Origin of the sequence: Nonomuraea sp. NPDC050540 (assembly GCF_044457485.1) — a bacterium.
In the GTDB taxonomy this organism is placed as follows: Bacteria; Actinomycetota; Actinomycetes; order Streptosporangiales; family Streptosporangiaceae; genus Nonomuraea.
The window spans coordinates 83,540-105,193 of the sequence record NZ_JBITHA010000013.1 but is presented as its reverse complement, the minus strand read 5'-3'; the positions used below and the strand labels follow the sequence as shown (position 1 = coordinate 105,193).

General features: G+C 70.0%; 17 protein-coding genes and 1 riboswitch. Of the genes, 7 read left to right on the top strand and 10 right to left on the bottom strand.

The annotated features are described in order from the left end of the window. Positions 1-12: 12 nt before the first annotated feature. A complete protein-coding gene (locus ACIBI5_RS36190; protein ID WP_397253434.1) occupies positions 13-1,038 on the top strand; it encodes a LacI family DNA-binding transcriptional regulator in 1,026 nt (341 codons plus the stop codon). Between the two features lie 32 nt (positions 1,039-1,070). Then, the gene (locus ACIBI5_RS36185) at positions 1,071-2,684 is read left to right on the top strand and encodes an FAD-dependent oxidoreductase (RefSeq protein ID WP_397253432.1); all 1,614 of its coding nucleotides are present in this window, start codon (positions 1,071-1,073) and stop codon (positions 2,682-2,684) included. 6 nt (positions 2,685-2,690) lie between these two features. Here ACIBI5_RS36185 and ACIBI5_RS36180 read toward each other — a convergent pair whose 3' ends face one another. The 8 genes from ACIBI5_RS36180 to ACIBI5_RS36145 form a co-directional block, all read right to left on the bottom strand. After that, positions 2,691-3,446 (bottom strand): hypothetical protein, encoded by a 756-nt coding sequence (locus ACIBI5_RS36180; RefSeq protein WP_397253430.1) that lies wholly within the window; start codon positions 3,444-3,446, stop codon positions 2,691-2,693. Positions 3,447-3,473: 27 nt separating this feature from the next. Then, entirely contained in the window at positions 3,474-4,019 is a 546-nt protein-coding gene (locus ACIBI5_RS36175) for a hypothetical protein (protein WP_397253428.1), read from the bottom strand. A gap of 226 nt (positions 4,020-4,245) precedes the next feature. Then, entirely contained in the window at positions 4,246-6,324 is a 2,079-nt protein-coding gene (locus ACIBI5_RS36170) for a right-handed parallel beta-helix repeat-containing protein (protein WP_397253426.1), read from the bottom strand. A gap of 61 nt (positions 6,325-6,385) precedes the next feature. Further along, positions 6,386-7,369 (bottom strand): hydroxyacid dehydrogenase, encoded by a 984-nt coding sequence (locus tag ACIBI5_RS36165; RefSeq protein ID WP_397253424.1) that lies wholly within the window; start codon positions 7,367-7,369, stop codon positions 6,386-6,388. Between the two features lie 20 nt (positions 7,370-7,389). Next, positions 7,390-8,223, bottom strand: coding sequence for a carbohydrate ABC transporter permease (locus tag ACIBI5_RS36160; protein WP_397253422.1), 834 nt, complete (start codon positions 8,221-8,223; stop codon positions 7,390-7,392). Next, a complete protein-coding gene (locus ACIBI5_RS36155; RefSeq protein ID WP_397253420.1) occupies positions 8,220-9,092 on the bottom strand; it encodes a carbohydrate ABC transporter permease in 873 nt (290 codons plus the stop codon). Before ACIBI5_RS36155 ends, ACIBI5_RS36160 begins: the two co-directional genes overlap by 4 nt. A gap of 362 nt (positions 9,093-9,454) precedes the next feature. After that, on the bottom strand, positions 9,455-10,822 hold the full coding sequence (locus ACIBI5_RS36150; RefSeq protein WP_397253418.1) for an ABC transporter substrate-binding protein: 1,368 nt from the start codon (positions 10,820-10,822) through the stop codon (positions 9,455-9,457). Between the two features lie 689 nt (positions 10,823-11,511). Beyond that, on the bottom strand, positions 11,512-12,585 hold the full coding sequence (locus tag ACIBI5_RS36145) for a substrate-binding domain-containing protein (RefSeq protein ID WP_397253416.1): 1,074 nt from the start codon (positions 12,583-12,585) through the stop codon (positions 11,512-11,514). A gap of 95 nt (positions 12,586-12,680) precedes the next feature. On the opposite strand from ACIBI5_RS36145, the gene ACIBI5_RS36140 reads away from it, so the two are divergent. Then, a complete protein-coding gene (locus tag ACIBI5_RS36140; protein WP_397253414.1) occupies positions 12,681-14,768 on the top strand; it encodes a DUF2264 domain-containing protein in 2,088 nt (695 codons plus the stop codon). Between the two features lie 69 nt (positions 14,769-14,837). Here ACIBI5_RS36140 and ACIBI5_RS36135 read toward each other — a convergent pair whose 3' ends face one another. Both ACIBI5_RS36135 and ACIBI5_RS36130 read right to left on the bottom strand, forming a co-directional pair. Then, positions 14,838-15,701: a bifunctional 5,10-methylenetetrahydrofolate dehydrogenase/5,10-methenyltetrahydrofolate cyclohydrolase gene (locus ACIBI5_RS36135; protein WP_397253412.1), complete on the bottom strand. Its 864-nt coding sequence runs from the start codon at positions 15,699-15,701 to the stop codon at positions 14,838-14,840. A gap of 14 nt (positions 15,702-15,715) precedes the next feature. Further along, positions 15,716-15,799: riboswitch (ZMP/ZTP riboswitch) on the bottom strand. A 14-nt stretch (positions 15,800-15,813) separates the two neighbouring features. Continuing rightward, on the bottom strand, positions 15,814-16,518 hold the full coding sequence (locus ACIBI5_RS36130) for a FadR/GntR family transcriptional regulator (protein WP_397253737.1): 705 nt from the start codon (positions 16,516-16,518) through the stop codon (positions 15,814-15,816). A 125-nt stretch (positions 16,519-16,643) separates the two neighbouring features. On the opposite strand from ACIBI5_RS36130, the gene ACIBI5_RS36125 reads away from it, so the two are divergent. From ACIBI5_RS36125 to ACIBI5_RS36110, 4 genes are all read left to right on the top strand, one after another. After that, positions 16,644-18,002: a glutamine synthetase family protein gene (locus tag ACIBI5_RS36125; RefSeq protein ID WP_397253410.1), complete on the top strand. Its 1,359-nt coding sequence runs from the start codon at positions 16,644-16,646 to the stop codon at positions 18,000-18,002. Positions 18,003-18,011: 9 nt separating this feature from the next. Further along, positions 18,012-19,355 (top strand): aldehyde dehydrogenase family protein, encoded by a 1,344-nt coding sequence (locus ACIBI5_RS36120; protein WP_397253408.1) that lies wholly within the window; start codon positions 18,012-18,014, stop codon positions 19,353-19,355. A gap of 2 nt (positions 19,356-19,357) precedes the next feature. After that, positions 19,358-20,122, top strand: a complete 765-nt coding sequence (locus ACIBI5_RS36115) for a 3-oxoacyl-ACP reductase (RefSeq protein ID WP_397253406.1) — start codon at positions 19,358-19,360, stop codon at positions 20,120-20,122. A 339-nt stretch (positions 20,123-20,461) separates the two neighbouring features. After that, the gene (locus tag ACIBI5_RS36110) at positions 20,462-21,169 is read left to right on the top strand and encodes a gamma-glutamyl-gamma-aminobutyrate hydrolase family protein (protein ID WP_397253404.1); all 708 of its coding nucleotides are present in this window, start codon (positions 20,462-20,464) and stop codon (positions 21,167-21,169) included. Positions 21,170-21,654 lie beyond the last annotated feature (485 nt).

The window sequence follows — 21,654 nt, the reverse complement described above, 5'->3', positions numbered from 1 at the left end:
GGGGGGTATGTCATGAGATCGAGCGGTCGCCCTCGTCAGGCGGACATCGCTCGGCTGGCCGGCGTCTCACAGCCGACCGTGTCGCTGATCCTGAACGGCGGCGCCGCCGCCGTCGGCATCGCCGAGGAGACCCAGCGCAAGGTCATGGAGGCCGCCGAGCGGCTCGGCTACGTGCCCGACCCGATCGCCACCCGCCTGGCCGCCGGGCAGAACAACCTCCTCGGCCTCTACACCTTCACCTCGACCTTCCCCACCGAGATGTCCCACGCCTACTACCCGTTCCTGGTGGGCATCGAGGAGGAGTCGGCGGTCCAGGGCTACGACCTGCTGATGTTCATAGCCTCCAGCATCACCGGCGAGCGCCCGCACGCCCAGGTGCTCAACCGGGTACGCCTGGCCGACGGCTGCCTGTTCCTCGGCCGGCACCTGCCCGTGCCGGAGATGGACCGCCTGCTGGCCACCAACCTGCCGATCGTCTACATAGGGCGGCACGACGACTTCGGCGACCGCCTGCCCTACATCGGCGCCGACTACGTGTCGGCGAGCGCGGCCGTGGTGCGGCACCTGGCCGGGCTCGGCCACGAGCGCATCCTGTACGTGCGCGAACCCGACGAGGCGATCACCTCGATCGACAGGGAGACGGGCTTCCGCGCCGGCATGGACGCGTGCGGGCTGCCGGCCACGGTGGTGCGCACGGACGGCGCCGACCTGACCGCCGACCGGCTGCGGACCTGGCACGACCAGGGCATCACCGCGATCGTCACCGAGGCCACCGACACCGACGCCGCCCACCTCGCGCTGCTGGCCGCGGCGCGCGAAGCGGGGTACCGGTTCCCCGACGACCTGTCTCTGGCCACGCTCGGCGACCCCTCCGCCGGTCCCGGCGGGCTCACCGGCTTCGCCGTACCGCGTCGTGAGATGGGCGCGGCGGCCGTCAGACTGCTCGCCCAGCTCATCGCGGGAGACCAGGACGTCTCCCGGCACCAGCTCCTGGCCTGCGCGCTTGAGCCCGGCCAGACCGCGACGTCCCCGCGCTGACACCCCTTCTACCCCTTTTGGAAGGCCGCACCATGCCCGAAATCAGAACAGACATCCTTGTTGTCGGCGGTGGGCTCGGCGGCGTCGCCGCGGCCCTGGCCGCCTGCCGCGCCGGGCAGAACGTCGTTCTCACCGAGGAGAGCGACTGGATCGGCGGGCAGCTCACCGCGCAGGCCGTGCCACCGGACGAACACCCCTGGATCGAGAGTTACGGCGCCACCGCCAGCTATCGCGACCTGCGCGCCTCGATCCGCGACCACTACCGGCAGTGGTACCCGATGACCGGCGGCGCGCGCGACTGGCGGCACCTCAACCCGGGCGCCGGATATGTCAGCAAACTGTGCCACGAGCCGGGCGTATCGCTGGCCGTACTGCGGGCCATGCTCGCCCCGCACCAGTCCGCCGGGCGGCTGCGCGTCCTGCTCGAACACCGTCCTCTCGACGTGGACGTGGACGGCGACCGCGTCACGGCCGTCACGCTACGGGACACCCGCTCGGGCGACTCGCTCACCGTCACCGCCGCGTACGTCCTCGACGCGACCGAGACCGGTGAACTGCTGCCGCTGGCCAAGACCGAATACGTCACGGGCGCCGAGGCCGGGCGCGAGCACGACGAGCCGCACGCGCCGGACGAGCACCAGCCGCTGAACATGCAGGGCATCACGTACTGCTTCGCCGTGTCCCACCACGACGGCGAGAACCATGTCATCGACCGCCCGGCGGACTACGCGTTCTGGCGCGACTACCGGCCGGACTTCTGGCCCGGCCCGCTGCTGGGCTTCTGCGCGCCCGACCCGCGCACCCTGGAGCCGGAGGACCGCTGGTTCGACCCCAACCCGGCGGGCGACCCGCGCGGGGTGCTCGCCGACCAGAGCGCCCAGTCGGGGGACAAGGACCTGTGGATGTTCCGCCGGATCCTCGCCCGCGACCTGTTCGATCCCGGTTTCGCCGCCTCCGACATCACGCTGGTCAACTGGCCGCTCAACGACTACTGGCTCAAGCCGATCATCGAGGTCGACCCCGGCACGGCCGCGCGTGCCCACGCGGAGGCGAAGCAGCTGTCGTTGTCCCTGCTCTACTGGTTGCAGACCGAGGCGCCCCGGCTCGACGGCGGCACCGGCTTCCCCGGGCTCCGGCTCCGCCACGACGTCGTCGGCACCGCGGACGGCCTGGCCAAGTCCGCCTATGTCCGGGAGTCGCGGCGCATCCGCGCCCGCACCACCGTGACCGAGCACCACGTCTCGCGCGCCATCGTCGGCGAACGGGGCGCGCTACGCCACCACGACTCGGTCGGCGTCGGCGCGTACCGCATCGACCTGCACCCCTCGACCGGAGGCGACAACTACATCGACATCGCCAGCGTGCCCTTCGAGATCCCCCTGGGCGCGCTGCTGCCGGTCAGGATGCGCAACCTGCTGCCCGCCGCCAAGAACCTCGGCACGACCCACATCTCCAACGGCTGCTTCCGGCTGCATCCCGTGGAGTGGAACATCGGTGAGGCCGCCGGGCATCTCGCCGCGTACTGCCTGCGCCGAGGCACCGAACCGCACGAGGTCGGAGAGAACCAGACGCACCTGGCCGACTTCACCGCCGGCCTGGACGCCGCCGGAGTCGAACGCCACTGGCCCGCGCCCACCGGCTACTAGCCGGGGTCACACCTGTCCTCGGCGCTTCCTGGTGGAGGGGAGGTCGTGCCGTCCCGAGACGAACTCCTGGAACGCGATCTTCGCGCGGATCACCGGACGGCGCCAGCGGTCCTCCCGGTGGATGGCCCTGGCGAGCTTGCGCGGGTTGCGCCCGGCGAAGAACCAGTGCGCCCACGGGGAGCCGGGACGCGCCAGCCGTACCGCGCTGACGACCAGGACGAGCGGGACGAACAGGCCCACGAGACCCGTCCAGATCTTGCCCTTGAGCAGGGTCACCACCGCGAGCACGAGGTTGCAGACGATCACCAGCGTGGTGTCGGCGAGGCCCCAGAGGTCCACGACCAGAGGCCGAAGCCCGATCAGCAGCAGTCCGGTCACGGCGATCGCGATGAAGACGGCGTCGACGGAGGTTCGTCCCTCTTCCTCCCAGTACACGTCGTGCAGGTGCAGGATCAGCGCGAACTCGTCCAGCACCAGCGCCGAACCCACCCCGAAGATCGAGGCCGCCACCGCGAACCACAGCTGCGACGCCGTCGCCACGACCAGCCCGGTGACGCCGCCGATCAGCATCAGCACGACCCCGAACACCACGTGGTGGATGTGCATCTCGCCGACGCTGACGTTGCGGAACCATCCGATCTTGGCTCGGATCAGCCGGACGTTGATGCGCACGAAAACGAAGGCGCCGATGAGCGCGACGAAGAAACAGAACAGCGGTAGCCGCCCCGTCGCAACGATGCTGTGCTCGAACCAATACCCCATAGCCCTGAAACCGATGGTACGAGCAGTTCATTGCACCTTGCGCGACGGCTGGGTCACTTGGGCGGTTTGTAGGCGTTTGGCGAGTTCTTTGGTGACTTCGCGGTCGGCGAGCGAGAGCCGTACCCGCTGCTCGGACTCCGCGAACGTGGGCGGCTCGCCCGTGAGGTCCTTCACCAGCTCGTCGTAGTGGGCGCGGACCCGCTCGCGCGGCAGGTCCAGGCGGTCGGCCAGCGCCTTCCTGAGCTCGGCGGCCCGCAGGCCGGCGAAGGTGTACTCGTCGTAGGACGGCACACCGGGCAGCGGGCGGCCGGACGCGCGGGCCTGTTCGCGGCGGCGGTTCTCCGCCGCCAGCGCCGCCGCGAAACCCGCCTCGCTGACATCGGCGAGCAGGCCTTCCTCACGCGCCCACAACCGCAGCACCTTGTCCTGTACGGCCAGCGCCAGCCCCTCGGCCCGCAACCGGTCGGGCGGGACGGCGCCTCCGTTGGCCGCGGCGACGCCGGCCCGAGCGGTGTTCATGCCCCGCTCCAGCTCCGCCCGCACCACCGGCTCCCCCTCGACCAGCACCACCACCTCCTTCTCCTTAGGTGGTGGTGGCGGGGTGAGGGAGCAGGCGGTGACGAGCATCGCGGTGACAGCCAGAGCAAGAACCCACCACCAGCCCAGACCGGAGGGCCCTTGTCGCTCAGGCTGCCGCCCGGATCGCCCGCTCTGCCCTGGTCGCTCGGATCGCTCCGGGTGCGGCGCTCCGCCACGAGATGGCGCTCTGGTGAGGTGTGGGGTGGTGGGTGTCATGCGGTCAGCCGGTGACCTTCATGTCAAAAACGTGCAGACCGGCATCCGCGAGCGGGCTCCCCTCGGGCAGCGTGACCGAGGCGACCGTCTTGCCCGGGTCCAAGGGGACCGAGTACCCGAAGACCGTGACGCCCGATTCGCGGGTCTGTCCGGTGGCCGGGTTCTTGTGGCTGGTCTGGGTGATGTTGTGATAGTCCGTACGAGCGACCACGACGCCACCGGCAGGCGCCCCGGCATCCCAGAAGTCCCCGAACCGCACGGTCTTCGCCTCGGTACTGCCATCGGTGTAGGTAACGGTGAATTCGCCCTCCCGCACCTTGAACACCCCGGTCCCCAGCACCACGAGGTTCGCCCCCTTCCCGGGCATCCGGATGGTCTGACCGGCCGCCTTCACGTTGTCGGCCCAGCCGTACGGGCGTGGATGCCACACGAACGACGCGCCGAGCACGCTCACCGGCCGCCCGGGAACGAGCCCGGCCTTCTCCAGCCCCTGCCCCGAATAGCTGCGTCCGCTGGTGGACAACCCGCCGGTGTTCGGGTTGAGGTCGGAGCTGACGCCGACGTTGTTGTAGGCGTCCTCGATCCTCCGGTACGGCTCCGCCACCACAGGCGCCCCCGAGTAGGCGCCCCTGCTGAGCGTCGTCAACGGGTTGCCGAAGTAGTCACGGGCGCCCAGCCCGTCCACGGCCGCCCCGGTGCCCAGGGCGGGCGATCCGGCGAGCAGCTTGTAGCCGTCCACGTCACCGGCGCCGGTGGCGGTGCCGGGCGCGGCCAGACCGGGGTCGGCGGTGATGCCGCGGGCGTCACCGGCGGGCGGGGTGATGCCGCCGTGGTAGACGTTGGCGTCGTAGGAGATGCCGGTGCCGGTCGGGAAGGCGCCGTGGGCGGCGTAGAAGATGTTGTTGACGAGGCGCGTGTCCTGGTTGAGCCGCATGTCTACCTTCTGGCTGGAGCAGAAGAAGGTGTTGTTGTAGACGCGGAAGGGCGCGTTGTCGGTGTTGGCGATACGGCAGTCGTCCTGGGCGATGTTGAAGCGCAGGACGGCGGTCGCCTTGTAGTTGGGGAACTCGGTGCAGCCCTGGCAGCCGAGGAAGAAGCCTCCGGCGTTGTCGTGCGAGTAGTTGTACTGGTAGAGACAGGTGCCCTTGATGCCGCCGTCGCAGTCCCAGGCGGTGGAGTCGTAGATGGTGGGCCGCTGGCGGGTCACCTCGTTGTACTGAAATATCGGGTCCACCGAGTTGATCGGCCACATGCCCGCGAAATTTCCGTCGACGTACGGGTATTTCCCGGCCCCGCCCTCGTCGAACAAGTTGTGCTCCACCAGCGGCCGGTCCGAGGCGTGCACCACGATGCCGTCGCCGCCGACCGCCCTGATCGTGTTGCGGGCGATGAGCACGTTGCGGTGGTAGTCGTTGCCCTTCCGGCTGATCTTGATCCCGCCACCGCCGGTGTCGTGGATGTGGTTGCCGGTGATCGTGATGCCGTCGATCGGGCCCGGCACTCCGTCGGGCAGCGCCTGGATGCTGATGCCCGCGGAGTAGGCGAACCAGGAGGCGTTCGCGCCGGTCTTGTCGCCCCACCCGGCGACGTCGGAGATCTCCAGGTCGCGCAGCACCAGCCCGGCCTTGGGCGCGGCCGTCGTGGAGTTGTACTGCACGCCGGTCCGCTTGCCCGTCGTCCGCGCCGGGTTGGTGATATGCAGCTTCTCGATGGTGACGTGGCTGTTGTCGACCAGGTGAACGGCCCACTCGCCGCCGTCGCCCTGGATGATCGGCTTGGGGCCGGTGCCGTAGGAGGTGAAGGTGACGGGGCGGCCCGCCGTACCGGATCCGAGTGGTTCGAGGCGGCCGGTGCAGACGGTGCCCGCGCGGAACCTGACCGTGTCCTTCGCGCGGAACGCGATCGCGTTGACCTGCGCCAGCACGGTGAGTGGTCCGGCGGCGTCACGGCCGGAACCGCCGGGGGCGGCCTGGCAGTCGACGAAGAAGTTACGCGCGGCGGCGGCCTGGGCCGGGGCGGCGGTCAGCCCGGCGCAGGCCGCGACGAGCGCGGCCAGGAGCGCCAGGCGGGGGGTTAAGCGCATAGGTTTGCTCTCCAGAAGGTCGGATTCAGCAAGAAGGTGGGGATCAGGCGGAAGGTCGGGATCAGGCGGAGCGGGACAGGCTCGCGGGCTCCACTCCGTGCGCGAAGGGCAGGCCGCGGGCGTAGCGGACCAGCTCGTCCACGGCGAGATCGGCCATGCGGGCCAGCTCGCCGCCGAGCGAACCGGCGATGTGCGGGGTGACCAGCACGTTCGGCAGGTCGTAGAGGACGGAGCCGGACGGCAGGATCTCCGGGGCGGTGTGGTCGAGCACGGCATGGAGGCGGCCCGAGGTCAGCTCGGCGGTGAGCGCGTCCTGGTCGACCAGGGCCGCGCGGGCGGTGTTGATCAGCGTGGCGCCGTCGCGCATGGCCGCGAGCCGGTCCTTGCCGATCATGTGGCGGGTCTCCGGCAGGTCCGGGGCGTGGACGCTGACGACGTCGCTCCGCGTGACCAGCTCGTCGAGGCTCACCCGCTCGGCGCCCAGGTCCTCGCGCAGGTACGGGTCGCTGACCAGAACGTCCAGGTCGAACGGTTTCAGCAGTTCGATCACCCGCCGCCCGATCCTGGAGGCGCCCACGACGCCGACCGTGCGGCGGTAGTTGCCGAAGCCGGGATAGCGGGCGTCCCAGTCGCCGTCGGCCCGGTTCGCGCGGTAGTCGCGGGCGATGTCGAACACCCGCTTGTTCGCGAACAGGATCGCGGCCAGCGTGAACTCCGCCACCGGCTCCGCGTTGGCGGCCGCGGCGGTGGAGACCTTGATGCCGCGCTGCCAGCAGGCCTCGCTCACGTGGTGCTTGACCGACCCCGCCGCGTGCACGATCGCGCGCAGCCGGGGCGCCCTGGCCAGCACCTCGGCGGTGACCATCGGACAGCCCCACGAGGTGTAGAGCACCTCCACCTCGGCCAGGTCGGCGTCGGCGAAGTCGGTCACCACCAGATCCGGGTCCACGTCGGCGACCAGCGCCAGGCGGCTTCTGACCGGTTCGCGCAGCAGCCGCCGCGCGACCTGCGCGCCCATGGCGACCAGCGTCCTGGGCCTCTTCATGACATCCCCCGAGAAATCGCTCACTTGACGCTGCCCGCCGTCATCCCGGCCTTCCAGAACCGCTGCAGCGACATGAACACGACCAGCAGCGGCACCACCGACAGCAGCGAGCCCGTGATCACCAGCGTGTGGAACTCGGGGAAGGCGTTGCCCTGCTTCTCCCACGTGAACAGTCCCAGGCTGAGCGGGTAGAGATGCTGGTCGTTGAGCATGACCAGCGGCAGGAAGAAGTTGTTCCAGATCGCCGTGAACTGGAACAGGAAGATCGTCACGAACGCGGGCAGCAACATCGGCAGCGCCACCTTCACGAACGCCCGCACCTCCCCCGCACCGTCCGAACGCGCCGCTTCAAGCACTTCATTGGGTACGTAACCGGCCGACAGCACGCGGGACAGGTAGACCCCGAATGGATGCACCAGCGCCGGGACGAACACCGCCCAGAACGTGTTGACCACACCCACCTTCGAGGCCAGCAGATACAGCGGCAGCGCCGTCGCCGTGGTCGGTACCAGCACGCCGAGCAGCACCAGGCCGAACATCTTCTCCTTGCCGAACCAGGCGTACTTGTCGAAGGCGAAGCCGCACATCACCGAGATCAGCGCGCTCACCGCCGCTCCGGCCCCCGCGTACAGGACGCTGTTGAGGTACCAGCGGAAGAAGATGCCGCCGTTCTCGATGCTCACGGCCCGGATGTTGTCGATCAGGCTGAAGTCGGCGAAGGCGAAGCCCGGCGTGCCGTACAGGTCGTCGAGTGTCTTCGTCGAGGCGAACAGCAGCCACGTCAGCGGCAGCAGCGTGTAGAGAGCGGCGATCACCAGGAAGAGGTTGACCGTCGCCCGGGACATCCACTTCATCGGCGGTTGCTCCACTTGGTGACGACGTACGACATCACGGCGGCCAGCAGCGCCAGCAGGATCGAGGCGGCGCCCGCCTGGCCGTAGTCGTTGTTGCCGAACGCCTCGTTGTAGGCGTACATGTTCGGGGTCCAGGTGCTGACGACGCCGTCGCTGGAGTTGTCGAACACCATGGGCTCGGTGAACAACTGCAGCGAGCCGATGATCGTGAACAGCAGCGTCGTGACGACCGCGCCGCGAATGAGCGGCAGCTTCACGCGGAAGGCGGTCCGCAACCGGCCCGCGCCGTCCATCCGCGCCGCCTCCAGCACTTCGGCCGGAATGGCCTGCAGCGCCGCGAAGCAGATGATCATGTTGTAGCCGATCCACTCCCAGAGCGCGACGTTGACGATGGACCCGAGCACAGCCCCGCCACCGAGAAAGTCGACCCCGCCCAGAAGATCCACGATCGGGCTGATCCCCGGCAGATAGAGATAGAGCCAGATCAGCCCCGCGATGACGCCCGGGACGACATGTGGCATGAACAACGCCAGCTGAAAGAACCTCCGCAGCCGCGCCAGCCCCGAATCGAGCAGCAACGCCAGCCCGAGCGCCCCGCCGATCATCAGCGGGATGTAGAGCAGGCAGTACCCGGCGATCACCAGGAACCCGTCGGTGAAGGCCTTGTCCTTGAGCGTGTCCAGGTAGTTCCCCAGCCCGACGAAGACCGTCTCGGTCCCACCGAACCCGAGCCCCGAGGACTTCTCACTGAACAGGCTCAGGTAGACCGCGTAGGCCAGCGGCGCCACGATCACCGCGGCGAAGAGCACGAAGAACGGCCCCACGAAGAGCACAACCGCTCCCCGCCGCCGCGCCGCCTCACTGCGCATGCTGCTCCTTTGTCATCGACCATTTCCAATACGCCGCGAACCTCTTCGGGGTGGCCCGCGAACCCTTCCGGGGCGAGCCGCGACCCCTTTCGGGGTGGATCCCGGGGTTGGCCGCGAGCCCTTCCGGGGTAGGTCGCGGACCCTTCCGGGGTAGGTCGCGGACCCTTCCGGGGTAGGTCGCGGACCCTTCCGGCACGGCGTGATCCTTTGGTCCGGCGCGGATCCCTCCGATGCGGCGGGATCTTTCCGTCACGGCGCGGATCTCTCCGCTACGGTGCGGACACTTTCGTCACGGCTCTCTCGACGGCGCCTTTCCGGCACGGCGGGATCTTTCCGGTACGGCGGGGCGCGCCGTACCGGTGTCACTGCTGGGCGGCGACGTTCAGCCCGCGGGCCTTGATCTCGTTGACCGTCGCGGTCTGCACGGTGTCCAGGACCGACGGGATCGTGGTCTCACCGGTGCTCACCTTGCCGAGCGAGTCCTTGAAGGCGGTGAGGGTCTGCACCATGCTCGGCCCCCACGTCCAGCCCGGCTGAATCGTCTTGTACGACTCCGAGAACAGCGCGTAGATGTCCTGACCGCCGTAGAACGAGGCGTCGAAGCTCTTGGCCGCGACCGGCACCAGGTCGGCGATGGCAGGGAAGCCACTGGAGGTCCCGGAGGCCAGGCGGGCCGTCCAAGCCTGCTCAGAACCGGTCAGCCACTTAATGACCTCGATCGCTTGCTTACTGTTCTCACTGTTCTTGGAGACACCGAAAGTCGTGCCACCGAGCATGCCACTGGACGGGGTCCCCCAGTGCGGCACCGGCGCGATCGCCCACTTGCCGGACTGGCCCGCGTGGCCGCTCTTCATGACGCCCGCGCCCCAGTTGGCGCCGACGTAGCCCCAGAGGGTGTCGTCCTCGAAGGCGGCGTTCCACGGCTGCGAGAACGAGGCCTGCACGTGCACGAGGTCGTCCTTGACCAGGTCCTGCCAGTAGCCGGCGACCTTCTTCGTGGCCTCGTCCGCGATCGACACCTTCCAGGCGTCACTCTCGGTCCCGAACCACTTACCCCCCGCCTGCCACGCCAGCGCGGCCAGCACACTGGGATCATCGGGGAAGAACGTGGCGATCCGCGCCTTGCCGTCCGCCTTCTTCACCTTGACCGCGGCAGCCTTGAACTCATCCCAGGTCGCGGGCACTTCGATCTTGTTCTTCTCGAACAGATCCTTGCGATAGAAGAACACCTGCGGAGCCGCGTCCATAGGCACCCCCCAGGTCTTCCCGCCCAGCTCGACCAGGCTGAAGACCGAGCCCGGATACTTCCCCTTGACGTCAGCGGTAACGGCGGTGATGTCCTGCAACGCGCCCTGATTAACAAAGTCGGGCAGCTGGGGATACTCGATCGACATGACATCAGGCGCGTTGCCGGCCTTGACGGCGTTGGCGAACTTCGCATAGCCACCGGCGTTGCCGGAGGGAATCTCCTCGAACTTGATCTGAACGTCCTTGTGCGACTTGTTGAAGGCGTCCACGACCTGCTGAGTGCCCTTGGCCCACCCCCAGAACGTGACGGTAACCGGCTGCCCACCCGCCCCGGTACCGGCGGTCTCCTGCCCCCCACCGCCGCAGGCCGCGAGCATGGTGATCCCGGCCAGCAGCCCAGCAAGACCGGCGGCGGCGCGTTTACGCTCCATCGATGCTCCTTCTCCGCAATCGATCGAAATACGATCGTTCTGGAGCATCATTCGCTCACAACCGAACACATGTCTACCATTCGATCATCACAACTCCATCTCGAAACCCCACCCCCAGGGCTACGCCCCCACCGCGCAGTCCCGACAGCCATGCGGGCTAAAGGGGCTCAACACCACGACAACGGGTGGGGATACGCAAGCCCGGACACGCAAAGCCCGGACACGCAGGCCGGGACGCGCAGGCCGGGACGCGCAGGCCGGGACGCGCAGGCCGGGACGCGCAGGCCGGGACGCGCAGGCCGGGACGCGGTCGGTGGCGGGCCACCTGCGCTTTTCGGCGCCGGGCGGCGGGAGGGTGGTCGGTGGCGTTCGGCGCCGTAGTACGGCGCGGACGTGGGGCACGGTGGCTGGGCAAGAGCGGAGTTGTTACGGCGAGCGACCCCGTGAGCCCTCACGACCAGCGCTCGACAGGCGGCGGCTCACGACGGCGGGGCGGGCAGAGTGGCCTGCCGTAACGGAAAGCGCGCAACACGATGGCGAGCGCAGCACAAAGGCGAGCGCAGCACGAAGGCGAGCGCAGCACGAAGGCGGGCGCGTCACGAAGGCGAGCGCATCACGCACGGGAGTGGCACCACGAGCGGCGTGGGGCGAGCGGCGCGAGGAGGGCAGGGCAGCGGACACAGCGCTGCAGGTGGGAAGCAAGAGGAGCGAGAAAGAGCGAAAAGCGAAAGAGAAAGCGATCAGATTGGGCGGGTGGAGGCGCGGGGGCGGAGTTCGGGGAGGAGGGCGATGTGTTGGCGGGGGGTGTGGGGGCCGGTGGTCAGGCGGCGGATCAGGAGGTCTACGGCGTGGGCGCCCACCGCGCTTTTCGGGGGGGCTACGGCGGTCAGCGGCGGGTCGCTCAGGGCGGCCACCTCGTCGTCGTAGGCGACGATGGAGACCTCGTCCGGGATCGTGACGCCCGCTGAGCGCAGGTGCTGGACCAGGAGCAACGCGTCCTCGTCGTTGTGGACGAGCAGCGCCGTCACTCCCTCGGCGCGGACCGCGCGCACGACGTCACCCACCTGGTGGTGGGACGGGCCCTCCTGGTCTATGCCGAGGTCGGCGTAGCCGGACAGGTCGAGGTCGCGCAGCGCCGCTTCGAAGCCCTGGCGTACGCGCGGGGCCGTGGGACTTTCGCGGGTGACCATGGCGACGCGTCGGTGGCCCAGGTCGGCGAGGTGGCGGACGCCGAGGAAGGCGCCGTGGGCGTGGTGGGAGGCGACGGCGTCCAGCAGGGAGGCGGGGCCGCCCAGTCCCGCCCGGCGCTCCACCAGGACCGTGGGCACCTTCAGGCCGGCGAGCCAGTCTCCGTGGGACTCGTCGGGCTGACGGGTCGTGGTGAGCAGCAGGCCCTCCACTCCGCCTCCGGCGACGAGCTGGGCGACCTGGAGGCGTTCCTCGGCCTCGTCGTAGCGGGAGACGCCGAGCACCAGCCTCGCCCCGAGTTTGGCGGCCTGTTCGCGGGCACCTTTGATGACGGCCGGGTAGTAGTAGGTGGCCGATGGCACGAGCATGCCGATGGTCAGGCCGGTGTCGCCGGTGCCGGGCGCCGTGGGGGTGTCGGCGGCGGCGGGTGAGCCCGGCAGGTCGGTGCGGACCCTGGTCACGCCGCCGTGCACACGCTTGAGCAACCCCTGCCCGGCCAGGTGTTCCACGTCTCTGCGCAGGGTGACCATGGAGACGCCGACGCGCTCGACCAGGTCGGTGAGCCGCACGGATCCGCGCTCGCTCACCTCGCGCAGGATGAGTTCATGGCGTTGCTCGACGAACACGGTGGCCCCTTCGACTCGGTCGTTGCTGATCCTAGCGTGCGGATATGAACGTATGCTTTCGTTCGATCACAGTCGGAGATCCCTTGGAGTGGTGCATGTTTCCCCTTCCGCCGGAGGACCGTTCGCTCAGCCCGCTCACGGGGTGGACCCGTGCCCACTGGGAGGCGGTGGCCGACGGGCTGCTGGGCGCGGTGGAACCGTATCGCTCCGTGGACGGTGCTGTGATCACTTTGCCCGGCCGGGAGAGCTCGTCGCGATGCGATGGCCTGGAGGGGTACGCGAGGACGTTCCTGCTCGCCGCCTTCCGGGTGGCCGGTGGGGGGCCGGTCGAGCTGCTCGAACCTTACGGGCGCGGGCTGCGGGCCGGGCCGGAGGTCTGGGAGCCTGTCGGGGACCGTACTCAGCCCATGGTCGAGGCGGCGTCGATCGCCATCGGGCTGTGGCTCACCCGCGAGCGGCTCTGGGACCACCTGCCCGCTGACGTCCAGGATCGCGTAGCCGGGTACCTGGCCGGAGCGCTCCGGCATGAGCCGGTGGACAACAACTGGTGGCTGTTTCCCGTCATGGTGGGCGGTTTCCTGGCGTCCGCCGGGTTCCACGCCGAGGAGGCAGAGACGGCCGTGCGGCGCGGCCTGGAGCGCATCGAGCCCTGGTACACCGGCGACGGCTGGTACTCCGACGGCGCCAACCGCTCCTTCGACCACTACAACGGCTGGGCGATGCACCTGTATCCGGTCCTGCTCGCGCTGCTGTCCAAAACCCCCGTCGGGAAGTACGGCGGGCGGCTCAAGGAGTTCCTGACCGGTTATGCGCGGATGTTCGACAACGAAGGCGGCATGCTCTATCACGGCCGATCGCTCACCTATCGCTTCGCTTCGGCCGCCTCGCTCTTCGCCGGTGCGCTGGCCGAGTCCACCCCGCTGACACCCGGCCAGACCAGAGGCATCGCCTCGGCCACGCTCCGCCGTTTCCTGGAGCACGACGCCCTGTCACCGGAGGGCATTCTCACGCTCGGCTGGCACGGGCCGCACGAACCGTCGCTGCAGGGGTACTCGGGGTTCGCCTCGCCGTACTGGGCGGCGAAGGCGTTCGCCGGCCTCCTCCTGCCCGCCGGCCACCCCGTCTGGACGGCCACCGAGGAGCCGGGGCCGCGCGGAGTCCAGGCGCTGGCCGGTCCCGGCCTCATCGTCCAGAACACCGGCGGCCTCGCCCGAGTCGTCAACCACGGCAGCCAGCACCACCCCGGCGACCCGCTCTACGACCGCTACGCCTACTCCACCCGCACCGGCCCCACCACCGCCACCGACATCCCGGACAACCACGCGGGCTCAGGTCCCCGCGGGCGCATCGTCCCTCGGGGCGCCGGTGCGCTGGGCGACGGCGCTTGGGCGGCCTCGTTCGGCGAGGGAAGCGGGGTGGCCAGTGTGAGCGTGGTGCGCGGGGAGGTGGAGGTGCGGCTGCACTATGGCGAGGTGGGCAGGGAGACGGGCTGGGCACTGGCCCACGCCACGCCAGGCGACCGCACGGTGGGGACGGGCGAAACCGCGGCAACAGGCACGGACGCAGCAGGCGAAACCGCCATGGCGGGCGCGGACGCTGCGGGCGAAGCCGCCGCAAAAGTCACAGACGTAGCAGGCGAAACCATCGCAAAGGCCACGAACGGAGCGGGCGACACCGCCATGACGGGCGCGAACAAGACGGCTGGCTCCGTCACAACGGTCGCGGATGGGGTGGGCGGCTACGCCGTTCAGGCCACGGACACAGCGGGCGGAGCGGGTGGCTCCGGCGGACGGACCGCGGGTGGGGCCGGCGGACGGGCCGCGGGTGGGGCCGCGGGTGGGGCCGCGGGTGGGGCCGCGGGTGGGGCCGCGGGTGGGGCCGTTGTGTGGGCGGTGGACGGGCTGGGGTCCTGGCTGGTTCCGTTGGCGGGGGCGGTGACGCCTTCGGTGCTGGAGGCGCCCGAGGGCACGGCGTTCGGCAGGCCCGCCCTGGTCCCGGCGCTCACCGGCACCGACGCCGCCGGCTGGCGAGTGAGCGCCGCCGTCCTGGCCCACGAACTGCCCGAACTCCCCTCGGCCGAGGTGAACGGGCTGGAGGTCACGCTCACCTGGCCGGACGGGGTCGTCCACGTGATCACCCCGGAAGGGCCCACGCCTCCTGCGATCACGCCGGAAGGTCGCTAGGCCACCGGCGTCGCTCCGGAAGGACGACGGCAGTCCGCGCCGGAAAGACCGCAGCGCCCCGAGACGCGGTCACGCCGGAACGCCCACGGCCCTCTCCGCGGCCATGATCGCGTTGCGGAACAGCATCGCCACCGTCGTCGGCCCCACGCCGCCCACCCGAGGTGTGATCGCCCCCGCCACCGCCTCGACCGATTCGTCCACGTCGGGCAGCAACCGCCGCCCCTCATACCGAACGCCCCCGCCGACGACGACGGCCCCGGGCTTCACGTGCTCGGGCTGGATGATCCCCGGCACCCCGGCCGCGGCGATGAGGATGTCGGCCCGCCGCGTGTAGCGGGCCCAGTCGGATACGCCGGTGTGGACCACGGTCACCGCGGCGTTGGCCGTGGGCCGCTTCTGGCTGAGCAGCGTGGCCAGCGGCCGGCCGAGGGTGGCGCCACGGCCGAGGATCACGACCTCCCGCCCCGCCACCGGAATCTCGTAGAAGGCGAGCAGCGCCTCGATTCCGGCAGGCGTGCAGGGCAGCGGTCCGGGCATGCCGAGGGACAGCCTGCCCATGTTGAGCGGGTGCATGCCGTCCACGTCCTTGTCGGGGTCCATGGACTGCAGCGCCGCGTCGTAGTCGAGGTGACCGGGCACCGGGTACTGCACCAGCAGCCCGTGCACCGCCGGGTCGTCGTTGTAGGCGGCGATGGCGGCGTGGAGGTCGGCCTGGGTGGCGTCGGACGGCAGGTGGGTGTGCGGTGAGTCGAAGCCGAGCTCCGCCGCCTGCCGCTGCTTGATCCTGATGTATCCGGCACTGGCGTCGTCGTCACCGACCAGGATCGTGGCCAGCGACGGTGTCACACCCTTGGCAGTCAGTACTGCGGCGCGCGCGGCGACGTCCTCCAGGACACTCTGCGCCACCGGACCGCCGGGAAGCATGCGGGTCATGGCTCTCCTCGCAACGTGGTCGCCCAGGCGGTCGGCTTCCACGACGAGCTCCCCGATGGTCGATTCCATCCTTTGTGCCGCCAGTCGCGCTCCTCCTAGGATGCCAGAAGCCTCAGGACAGGAAGCCGCGCAGGAGCGCCGCGGTGCCCTCCAGATGCTCGGACACGGCACGCCGCGCCGCCTCCGGATCTCCGGACAGGATCGCCGCCACAATGGCCTCGTGCTGGGTGGCCGCGTGATCGATGTTGACCTGGAGCATCGGGATGGCGTTGAGCAGGTCGCTGACGCGCAACCGGGCGTCGGCGCAGGTGGCGGCCAGCAGCGGGGAGCCGGTCAGCTCGGCGATCGCCAGGTGGAAGGCGGTGTCGAGGCGGCGGTACTCCCCTGGCTGGGCGGCGTTGAGATCGTCCAGGCGGGCGCGCAGGATCCGGCGGCGGTCCTCGTCGAGCGAGGTCGTGGCCAGCACCTGCGCGGCGCCGCACTCCACGGCCATGCGGAAGGTGAGGGCGTCGGAGAGATCGTCGTTGCCCATGTCGGCGACGACCTTGCGCAGGGCTCCGGTGCCGGGCTGTGGCGGGACATAGGTGACGAAGGCACCGCCGTAACGGCCGCGCCGTACATCGAGGAAGCCGGAGTCCTGCAGGGCGCGGATGGCCTCGCGCAGCGTCACCCTGCTGATGCCGAGCTGGACGGCGAGCTCGCGTTCGGGCGGGAGCTTCTCGCCGGGCGCGACGACGCCCAGCTTGATGGCCTGGAGCAACCGCTCCACGGTCTCCTCGAACGCGTTGCCCGCGCGCACGGGGCGCAGCACCGTCAACGGGTTCACGCTTCGCTCCCCCCAACGCCACAGGGCCTTGACAATCGATCCCGCCATGGACCTCAATGGTCTAACACTAGCCCAATCAACGGGAAACCGCCGTGGCCAGATCGGAGCATCCTCACGTGAGCACCGGATTGTTGTCCGTTTCCGACCTGCGGGACGAAGTTGCTGCTGGGCGCATAGACACCGTATTGCTCGCCGTCGCCGACATGCAGGGCAGATTGCAGGGAAAGCGCCTGTCGGCGCGATTCTTCCTGGAGGAGGTGCTGCGGCACGGCTCCGAGGGCTGCAACTACCTGCTCGCGGTGGACGTGGACATGAACACCGTCGAGGGCTACGCGATGTCGTCGTGGGAACGCGGGTATGGCGACTTCGTCATGAAACCGGACCTCTCGACGCTCAGACGGATCCCCTGGCAGGAGGGCACCGCCCTGCTCATGGCCGATCTGACCTGGGAGGACGACACCGACGTGACCGCCTCCCCCCGGCAGATCCTGCGCAGGCAGCTGGCCCGCCTGGACGAGCGCGGCCTGCGGGCGTTCGTCGGCACCGAGCTGGAGTTCTGCGTCTACGAGGACTCCTATGAGCAGGCGTGGAAGCGCGGATACCGCGACATGTCCCCCGCGAACCTCTACAACGTCGACTACTCCCTGCTCGGCACCGCCCGCATCGAGCCGCTCCTGCGCCGGATCCGGCGTGAGATGGAGGGCGCCGGACTGTATGTGGAGTCGGCCAAGGGCGAGTGCAACCTCGGCCAGCACGAGATCGCCTTCCGCTACGACGAGGCGCTGAAGACCTGCGACAACCACTCGATCTACAAGACCGGCTCCAAGGAGATCGCCGCCCAGGAGGGCCGCTCGATCACCTTCATGGCCAAGCCGAACCAGCGCGAGGGCAACTCCTGCCACATCCACATCAGCCTGCGCGGCACCGCCGACGAGCCGGTGATGGCCGGAGACGGACCCCACGGCATGTCCGAGCTCGGCGCCCGCTTCATCGCCGGCCAGCTCGCCTTCATGCGCGAGCTCACGCTCTTCTACGCGCCGAACATCAACTCCTACAAACGGTACGTGCCCGGCAGCTTCGCCCCGACCGCCGTCAAGTGGGGCGTGGACAACCGCACCTGCTCGCTGCGCCTGGTCGGCCACGGCCACTCGCTGCGCGTGGAGAACCGGGTGCCCGGCGGCGACGTCAACCCCTACCTGGCCGTCTCCGCGCTGATCGCGGCCGGTCTGCACGGCATCGACCACGAGCTCGAACTCGAAGACGCCTTCACCGGCAACGCCTACACCTCCGGCGCCGAGACCGTCCCGCACACGTTGCGCGACGCGCTCGCCCTGTTCGAGGGCTCGAAACTGGCCAGGGAGTCCTTCGGCGAGGACGTCGTGGCCCACTACGCCAACAACGCGCGCGTCGAACTGGCCGCCTTCGACGCGGCGGTCACCGACTGGGAAATGTTCCGCGGCTTCGAACGTCTGTAAGGGACCAGCATGAAGATCATCAATCCGGCCACCGAAGCCGTGGTGGCCGAGGTCGACCTCGCCGACATGGCCGAGGCCGACCGGGCGGTGGAGCGTGCCAAGCGGGCGTACGCGAGCTGGCGCGGGGTGGCGCCGGGGGACCGGGCCAGGCTGTTGCGCCGGTTCGCCGACCTGGTGGACCGTCACGGCGAGGAGCTGGCCCAGCTGGAGGTCGCCAACGCCGGCCACACGATCGGCAACGCCCGCTGGGAGGCCGGCAACGTCCGCGACGTGCTGCACTTCTACGCCGGCGCCCCGGAACGCCACCACGGCCTGCAGATCCCCGTGCCCGGCGGCGTGGACGTCACCTTCCACGAGCCGCTGGGCGTCGTGGGCGTGATCGTGCCGTGGAACTTCCCCATGGTCGTCATGACCTGGGGCGTCGCGCCCGCGCTCGCGGCCGGGAACACCGTGGTCGTGAAGCCGGCCGAGTGGACGCCGATGACCGCGCTGCGGCTGGCCGAGCTGGCCCTGGAGGCGGGCCTGCCGGAGGGTGTGCTGCAGGTGCTGCCCGGGGCCGGGGAGGTCGCCGGCGCCCGGCTGGTCGAGCATCCGGACGTCGCCAAAATCGTTTTTACCGGCTCGACCGAGGTGGGCAAGGAGATCGCCGCCAAGGCGGCGGGCCAGGTGAAGCGGCTGACGCTGGAGCTGGGCGGCAAGTCCGCAAATATCGTCTTCCAGGACTCTGATCTCGAAAAAGCGGCGAAAACCGCGCCGTATGCCGTCTTCGATAACTCCGGGCAGGACTGCTGCGCCCGATCGCGCATCCTGGTCGAGCACACCGTGTACGAGGAGTTCCTGGAGAGGCTGGGCGCCGCCGTACTGGAGGTCAAGGTCGGCGACCCCCTCGACGAGAGCACCGAGATGGGCCCGCTGATCAGCGCCGAGCACCTGGAGCGGGTACGCGGGTTCGTCGCCGAGCCGCACCTGCAGGGCGCCTGCCCGGACGGGCCCGGCTACTGGTTCCCGCCCACCGTGCTCACCTCGCGGGTCACCGACCGCGCGTTCACCGAGGAGATCTTCGGGCCCGTGGTGTCGGTGGTGGCCTTCCGGGACGAGGCGGACGCCGTACGTATCGCCAATGACACCCCCTACGGCCTGAGCGGGTCCATCTGGACCCGCGACGTCGGCCGCGCGCTGCGGGTGGCGCGCGCGGTCGAGGCGGGCAACCTGTCGGTCAACTCGCACTCGTCGGTGCGCTACTGGACCCCGTTCGGCGGCTTCAAGCAGTCGGGTCTGGGCCGCGAACTCGGCCCCGACGCCCTCAGCGCCTTCACCGAGACCAAAAACGTTTTCATCTCCTGGGAGTCATAGACATGCAGCGTTTGCAGGACCGCGTCGCCGTCATCACCGGTGCGGGCAGCGGGATCGGGCTGGCCACGGCGCGCAGGTTCGCCGAGGAGGGCGCCCGGGTGGTCTGCGTCGACATCGACGAGGAGGCCGGCAAGAAGGCCGCGGAGGAAGTCGGCGGGATCTTCGTCAAGGCCGACGTGACCAGCGACGACGACGTCGCCCGCATGTACCGGATCGCCTTCGACACCTACGGCGGCGTCGACATCGCCTTCAACAACGCCGGCATCTCCCCGCCGGACGACGACTCCATCCTGGAGACCGGCATCGACGCCTGGCGGCGCGTGCAGGAGGTCAACCTCACCAGCGTGTACCTCTGCTGCAAGCACGTCATCCCCTACATGCAGCGGCAGGGCAAGGGCTCCATCGTCAACACCGCCTCGTTCGTGGCCGTGATGGGCTCGGCGACCTCGCAGATCTCCTACACCGCCTCCAAGGGCGGCGTGCTGGCGATGTCGCGCGAACTCGGGGTGCAGTTCGCCCGCGAGGGCATCCGCGTCAACGCCCTGTGCCCCGGGCCGGTCAACACCCCGCTGCTGCAGGAACTGTTCGCGAAGGACCCCGAGCGCGCCCAGCGCCGCCTGGTCCACATCCCGGTCGGCCGCTTCGCCGAGGCCACCGAGATCGCCGCCGCGGTCGCCTTCCTGGCCAGCGACGACGCCAGCTTCATCACGGGCTCCGAGTTCCTCGTCGACGGCGGCATCTCCGGCGCGTACGTCACCCCGTTCTGATCCCTTCGCAGGCCTCTGATGTCTTACGTGCCCTCTGACGTCTTACGGCCCTCTGACGTCTTACGGCCCTCTGATGTCCTACGGGCCTCGATCTCTCAAGGGCCTTTGATCCGTTACGGCAAGCCACCGCCCCCGCCACCCGCCGCGCAGGGCGGGCGGCACTCCAGGGCCACGGCAGGCGGCCGCGCGGGGCGGGCCGCCGCGACGACCCACGCAGACCCGCTCCCACGGCCGGCCGGCCACCCGCGCGCCACGCCTCGGCCCCTTCTGGAGCCAGGTGCTCGCGTGGTGTGTTGGCCGGCGCTTCGGGTGGGCAGGCGGATGGATGAGGATGGAGGTATGAGCATGCGGCCCGTCATCGGGATCACCTGTTACGTGGAGCCCGCGCGGTTCACCGTGTGGGAGATGGACACGGCGCTGCTGCCGTACATGTACGTGGAGCAGGTGGCGGCGGCGGGCGGTCAGCCTGTCATCCTGCCCCCGGCCGGCGACCCCGCCGAGCTCGTCACCCGCCTGGACGGCCTCATCGTGGCCGGAGGCGGCGACATCGACCCCGCCCGGTACGACGAGCCCGCCCACGACCGCGTCGGCTACATCCGGAAATTTCGTGACGAAGCGGAGTTCGCCCTGATGTCCGCGGCTCTGGAGGCCGGGCTGCCCTTCCTGGGCATCTGCCGGGGGCTCCAGGTTCTCAACGTCAGTCTCGGAGGTTCCCTCCACCAGCACCTGCCCGACGTGACCGGCCACGAGGGCCACTCCCCCGCGCCGGGCACGTTCGGGCACCTGCCCGTCAGCACCGAACCCGGCACCCGCCTGGCCAAGATCCTCGGCCAGGACCCGCTCAACGTCCCCCACTACCACCACCAGGCCGTCAACCGCCTGGGCACCGGCCTGACCGTGAGCGCCCGCGCGGAAGACGGCACCGTCGAGGCGATCGAACTCGACGCCCACCCCTTCGCCGTGGCCGTCCAATGGCACCCCGAGGCCGGCAACGACCCCGCCCTCTTCCACGCCCTGACCACCGCCGCTACCCACCCCACCCCCTGACCCACACACCCACCCACAGACCACCCGGCCCCCCGGCCTCCGACGGGCCAGGCAGCGCTGTGAGGGGCGGTGCCGGATGCGGTGGTGGTGAGCGGCGCCCGAGGCCGGGCCGTGGTGGAGCGCCCCGAGGGTTTGCGTGATCAGCCGCGTTGGCGAGGGCCCGGGGATCCCGGCGACCCCTCGAACGGCCCAGGGGTCCGAGAGCCCGGGGGTTTGAACGGTCCGCCAGATCGGCGGCTCCGACAGCGCCCCGACCACCACAACCCGCCCCCGGCACCGCCCTCGCGCGCGCCTCCGGCCCCGGCAAGCGTCCGGCGCGCGACCCCGCCTCGGGCCGCCGCGGCCGCGTACCCCAGACGCCTTCACCCGCCCCTGTCCGGTCCGAAGCGGGCGGCTGTCAAGGTGACGGTCACGATCCCCCGCAAAAGCCGCGATCGACCCCAATCCGATAGACCACGAGGTAGAACGCCCCACGGCCGGGTCAT

Bases quoted from the DNA above. Each gene is read 5' to 3' on its own strand.
- ACIBI5_RS36190 (WP_397253434.1), top strand. From the start codon at position 13: ATGAGATCGAGCGGTCGCCCTCGTCAGGCGGACATCGCTCGGCTGGCC.
- ACIBI5_RS36185 (WP_397253432.1), top strand. From the start codon at position 1,071: ATGCCCGAAATCAGAACAGACATCCTTGTTGTCGGCGGTGGGCTCGGC.
- ACIBI5_RS36180 (WP_397253430.1), bottom strand. From the start codon at position 3,446: ATGGGGTATTGGTTCGAGCACAGCATCGTTGCGACGGGGCGGCTACCG.
- ACIBI5_RS36170 (WP_397253426.1), bottom strand. From the start codon at position 6,324: ATGCGCTTAACCCCCCGCCTGGCGCTCCTGGCCGCGCTCGTCGCGGCC.
- ACIBI5_RS36165 (WP_397253424.1), bottom strand. From the start codon at position 7,369: ATGAAGAGGCCCAGGACGCTGGTCGCCATGGGCGCGCAGGTCGCGCGG.
- ACIBI5_RS36160 (WP_397253422.1), bottom strand. From the start codon at position 8,223: ATGAAGTGGATGTCCCGGGCGACGGTCAACCTCTTCCTGGTGATCGCC.
- ACIBI5_RS36155 (WP_397253420.1), bottom strand. From the start codon at position 9,092: ATGCGCAGTGAGGCGGCGCGGCGGCGGGGAGCGGTTGTGCTCTTCGTG.
- ACIBI5_RS36150 (WP_397253418.1), bottom strand. From the start codon at position 10,822: ATGATGCTCCAGAACGATCGTATTTCGATCGATTGCGGAGAAGGAGCA.
- ACIBI5_RS36140 (WP_397253414.1), top strand. From the start codon at position 12,681: ATGTTTCCCCTTCCGCCGGAGGACCGTTCGCTCAGCCCGCTCACGGGG.
- ACIBI5_RS36135 (WP_397253412.1), bottom strand. From the start codon at position 15,701: ATGACCCGCATGCTTCCCGGCGGTCCGGTGGCGCAGAGTGTCCTGGAG.
- ACIBI5_RS36120 (WP_397253408.1), top strand. From the start codon at position 18,012: ATGAAGATCATCAATCCGGCCACCGAAGCCGTGGTGGCCGAGGTCGAC.
- ACIBI5_RS36115 (WP_397253406.1), top strand. From the start codon at position 19,358: ATGCAGCGTTTGCAGGACCGCGTCGCCGTCATCACCGGTGCGGGCAGC.
- ACIBI5_RS36110 (WP_397253404.1), top strand. From the start codon at position 20,462: ATGAGCATGCGGCCCGTCATCGGGATCACCTGTTACGTGGAGCCCGCG.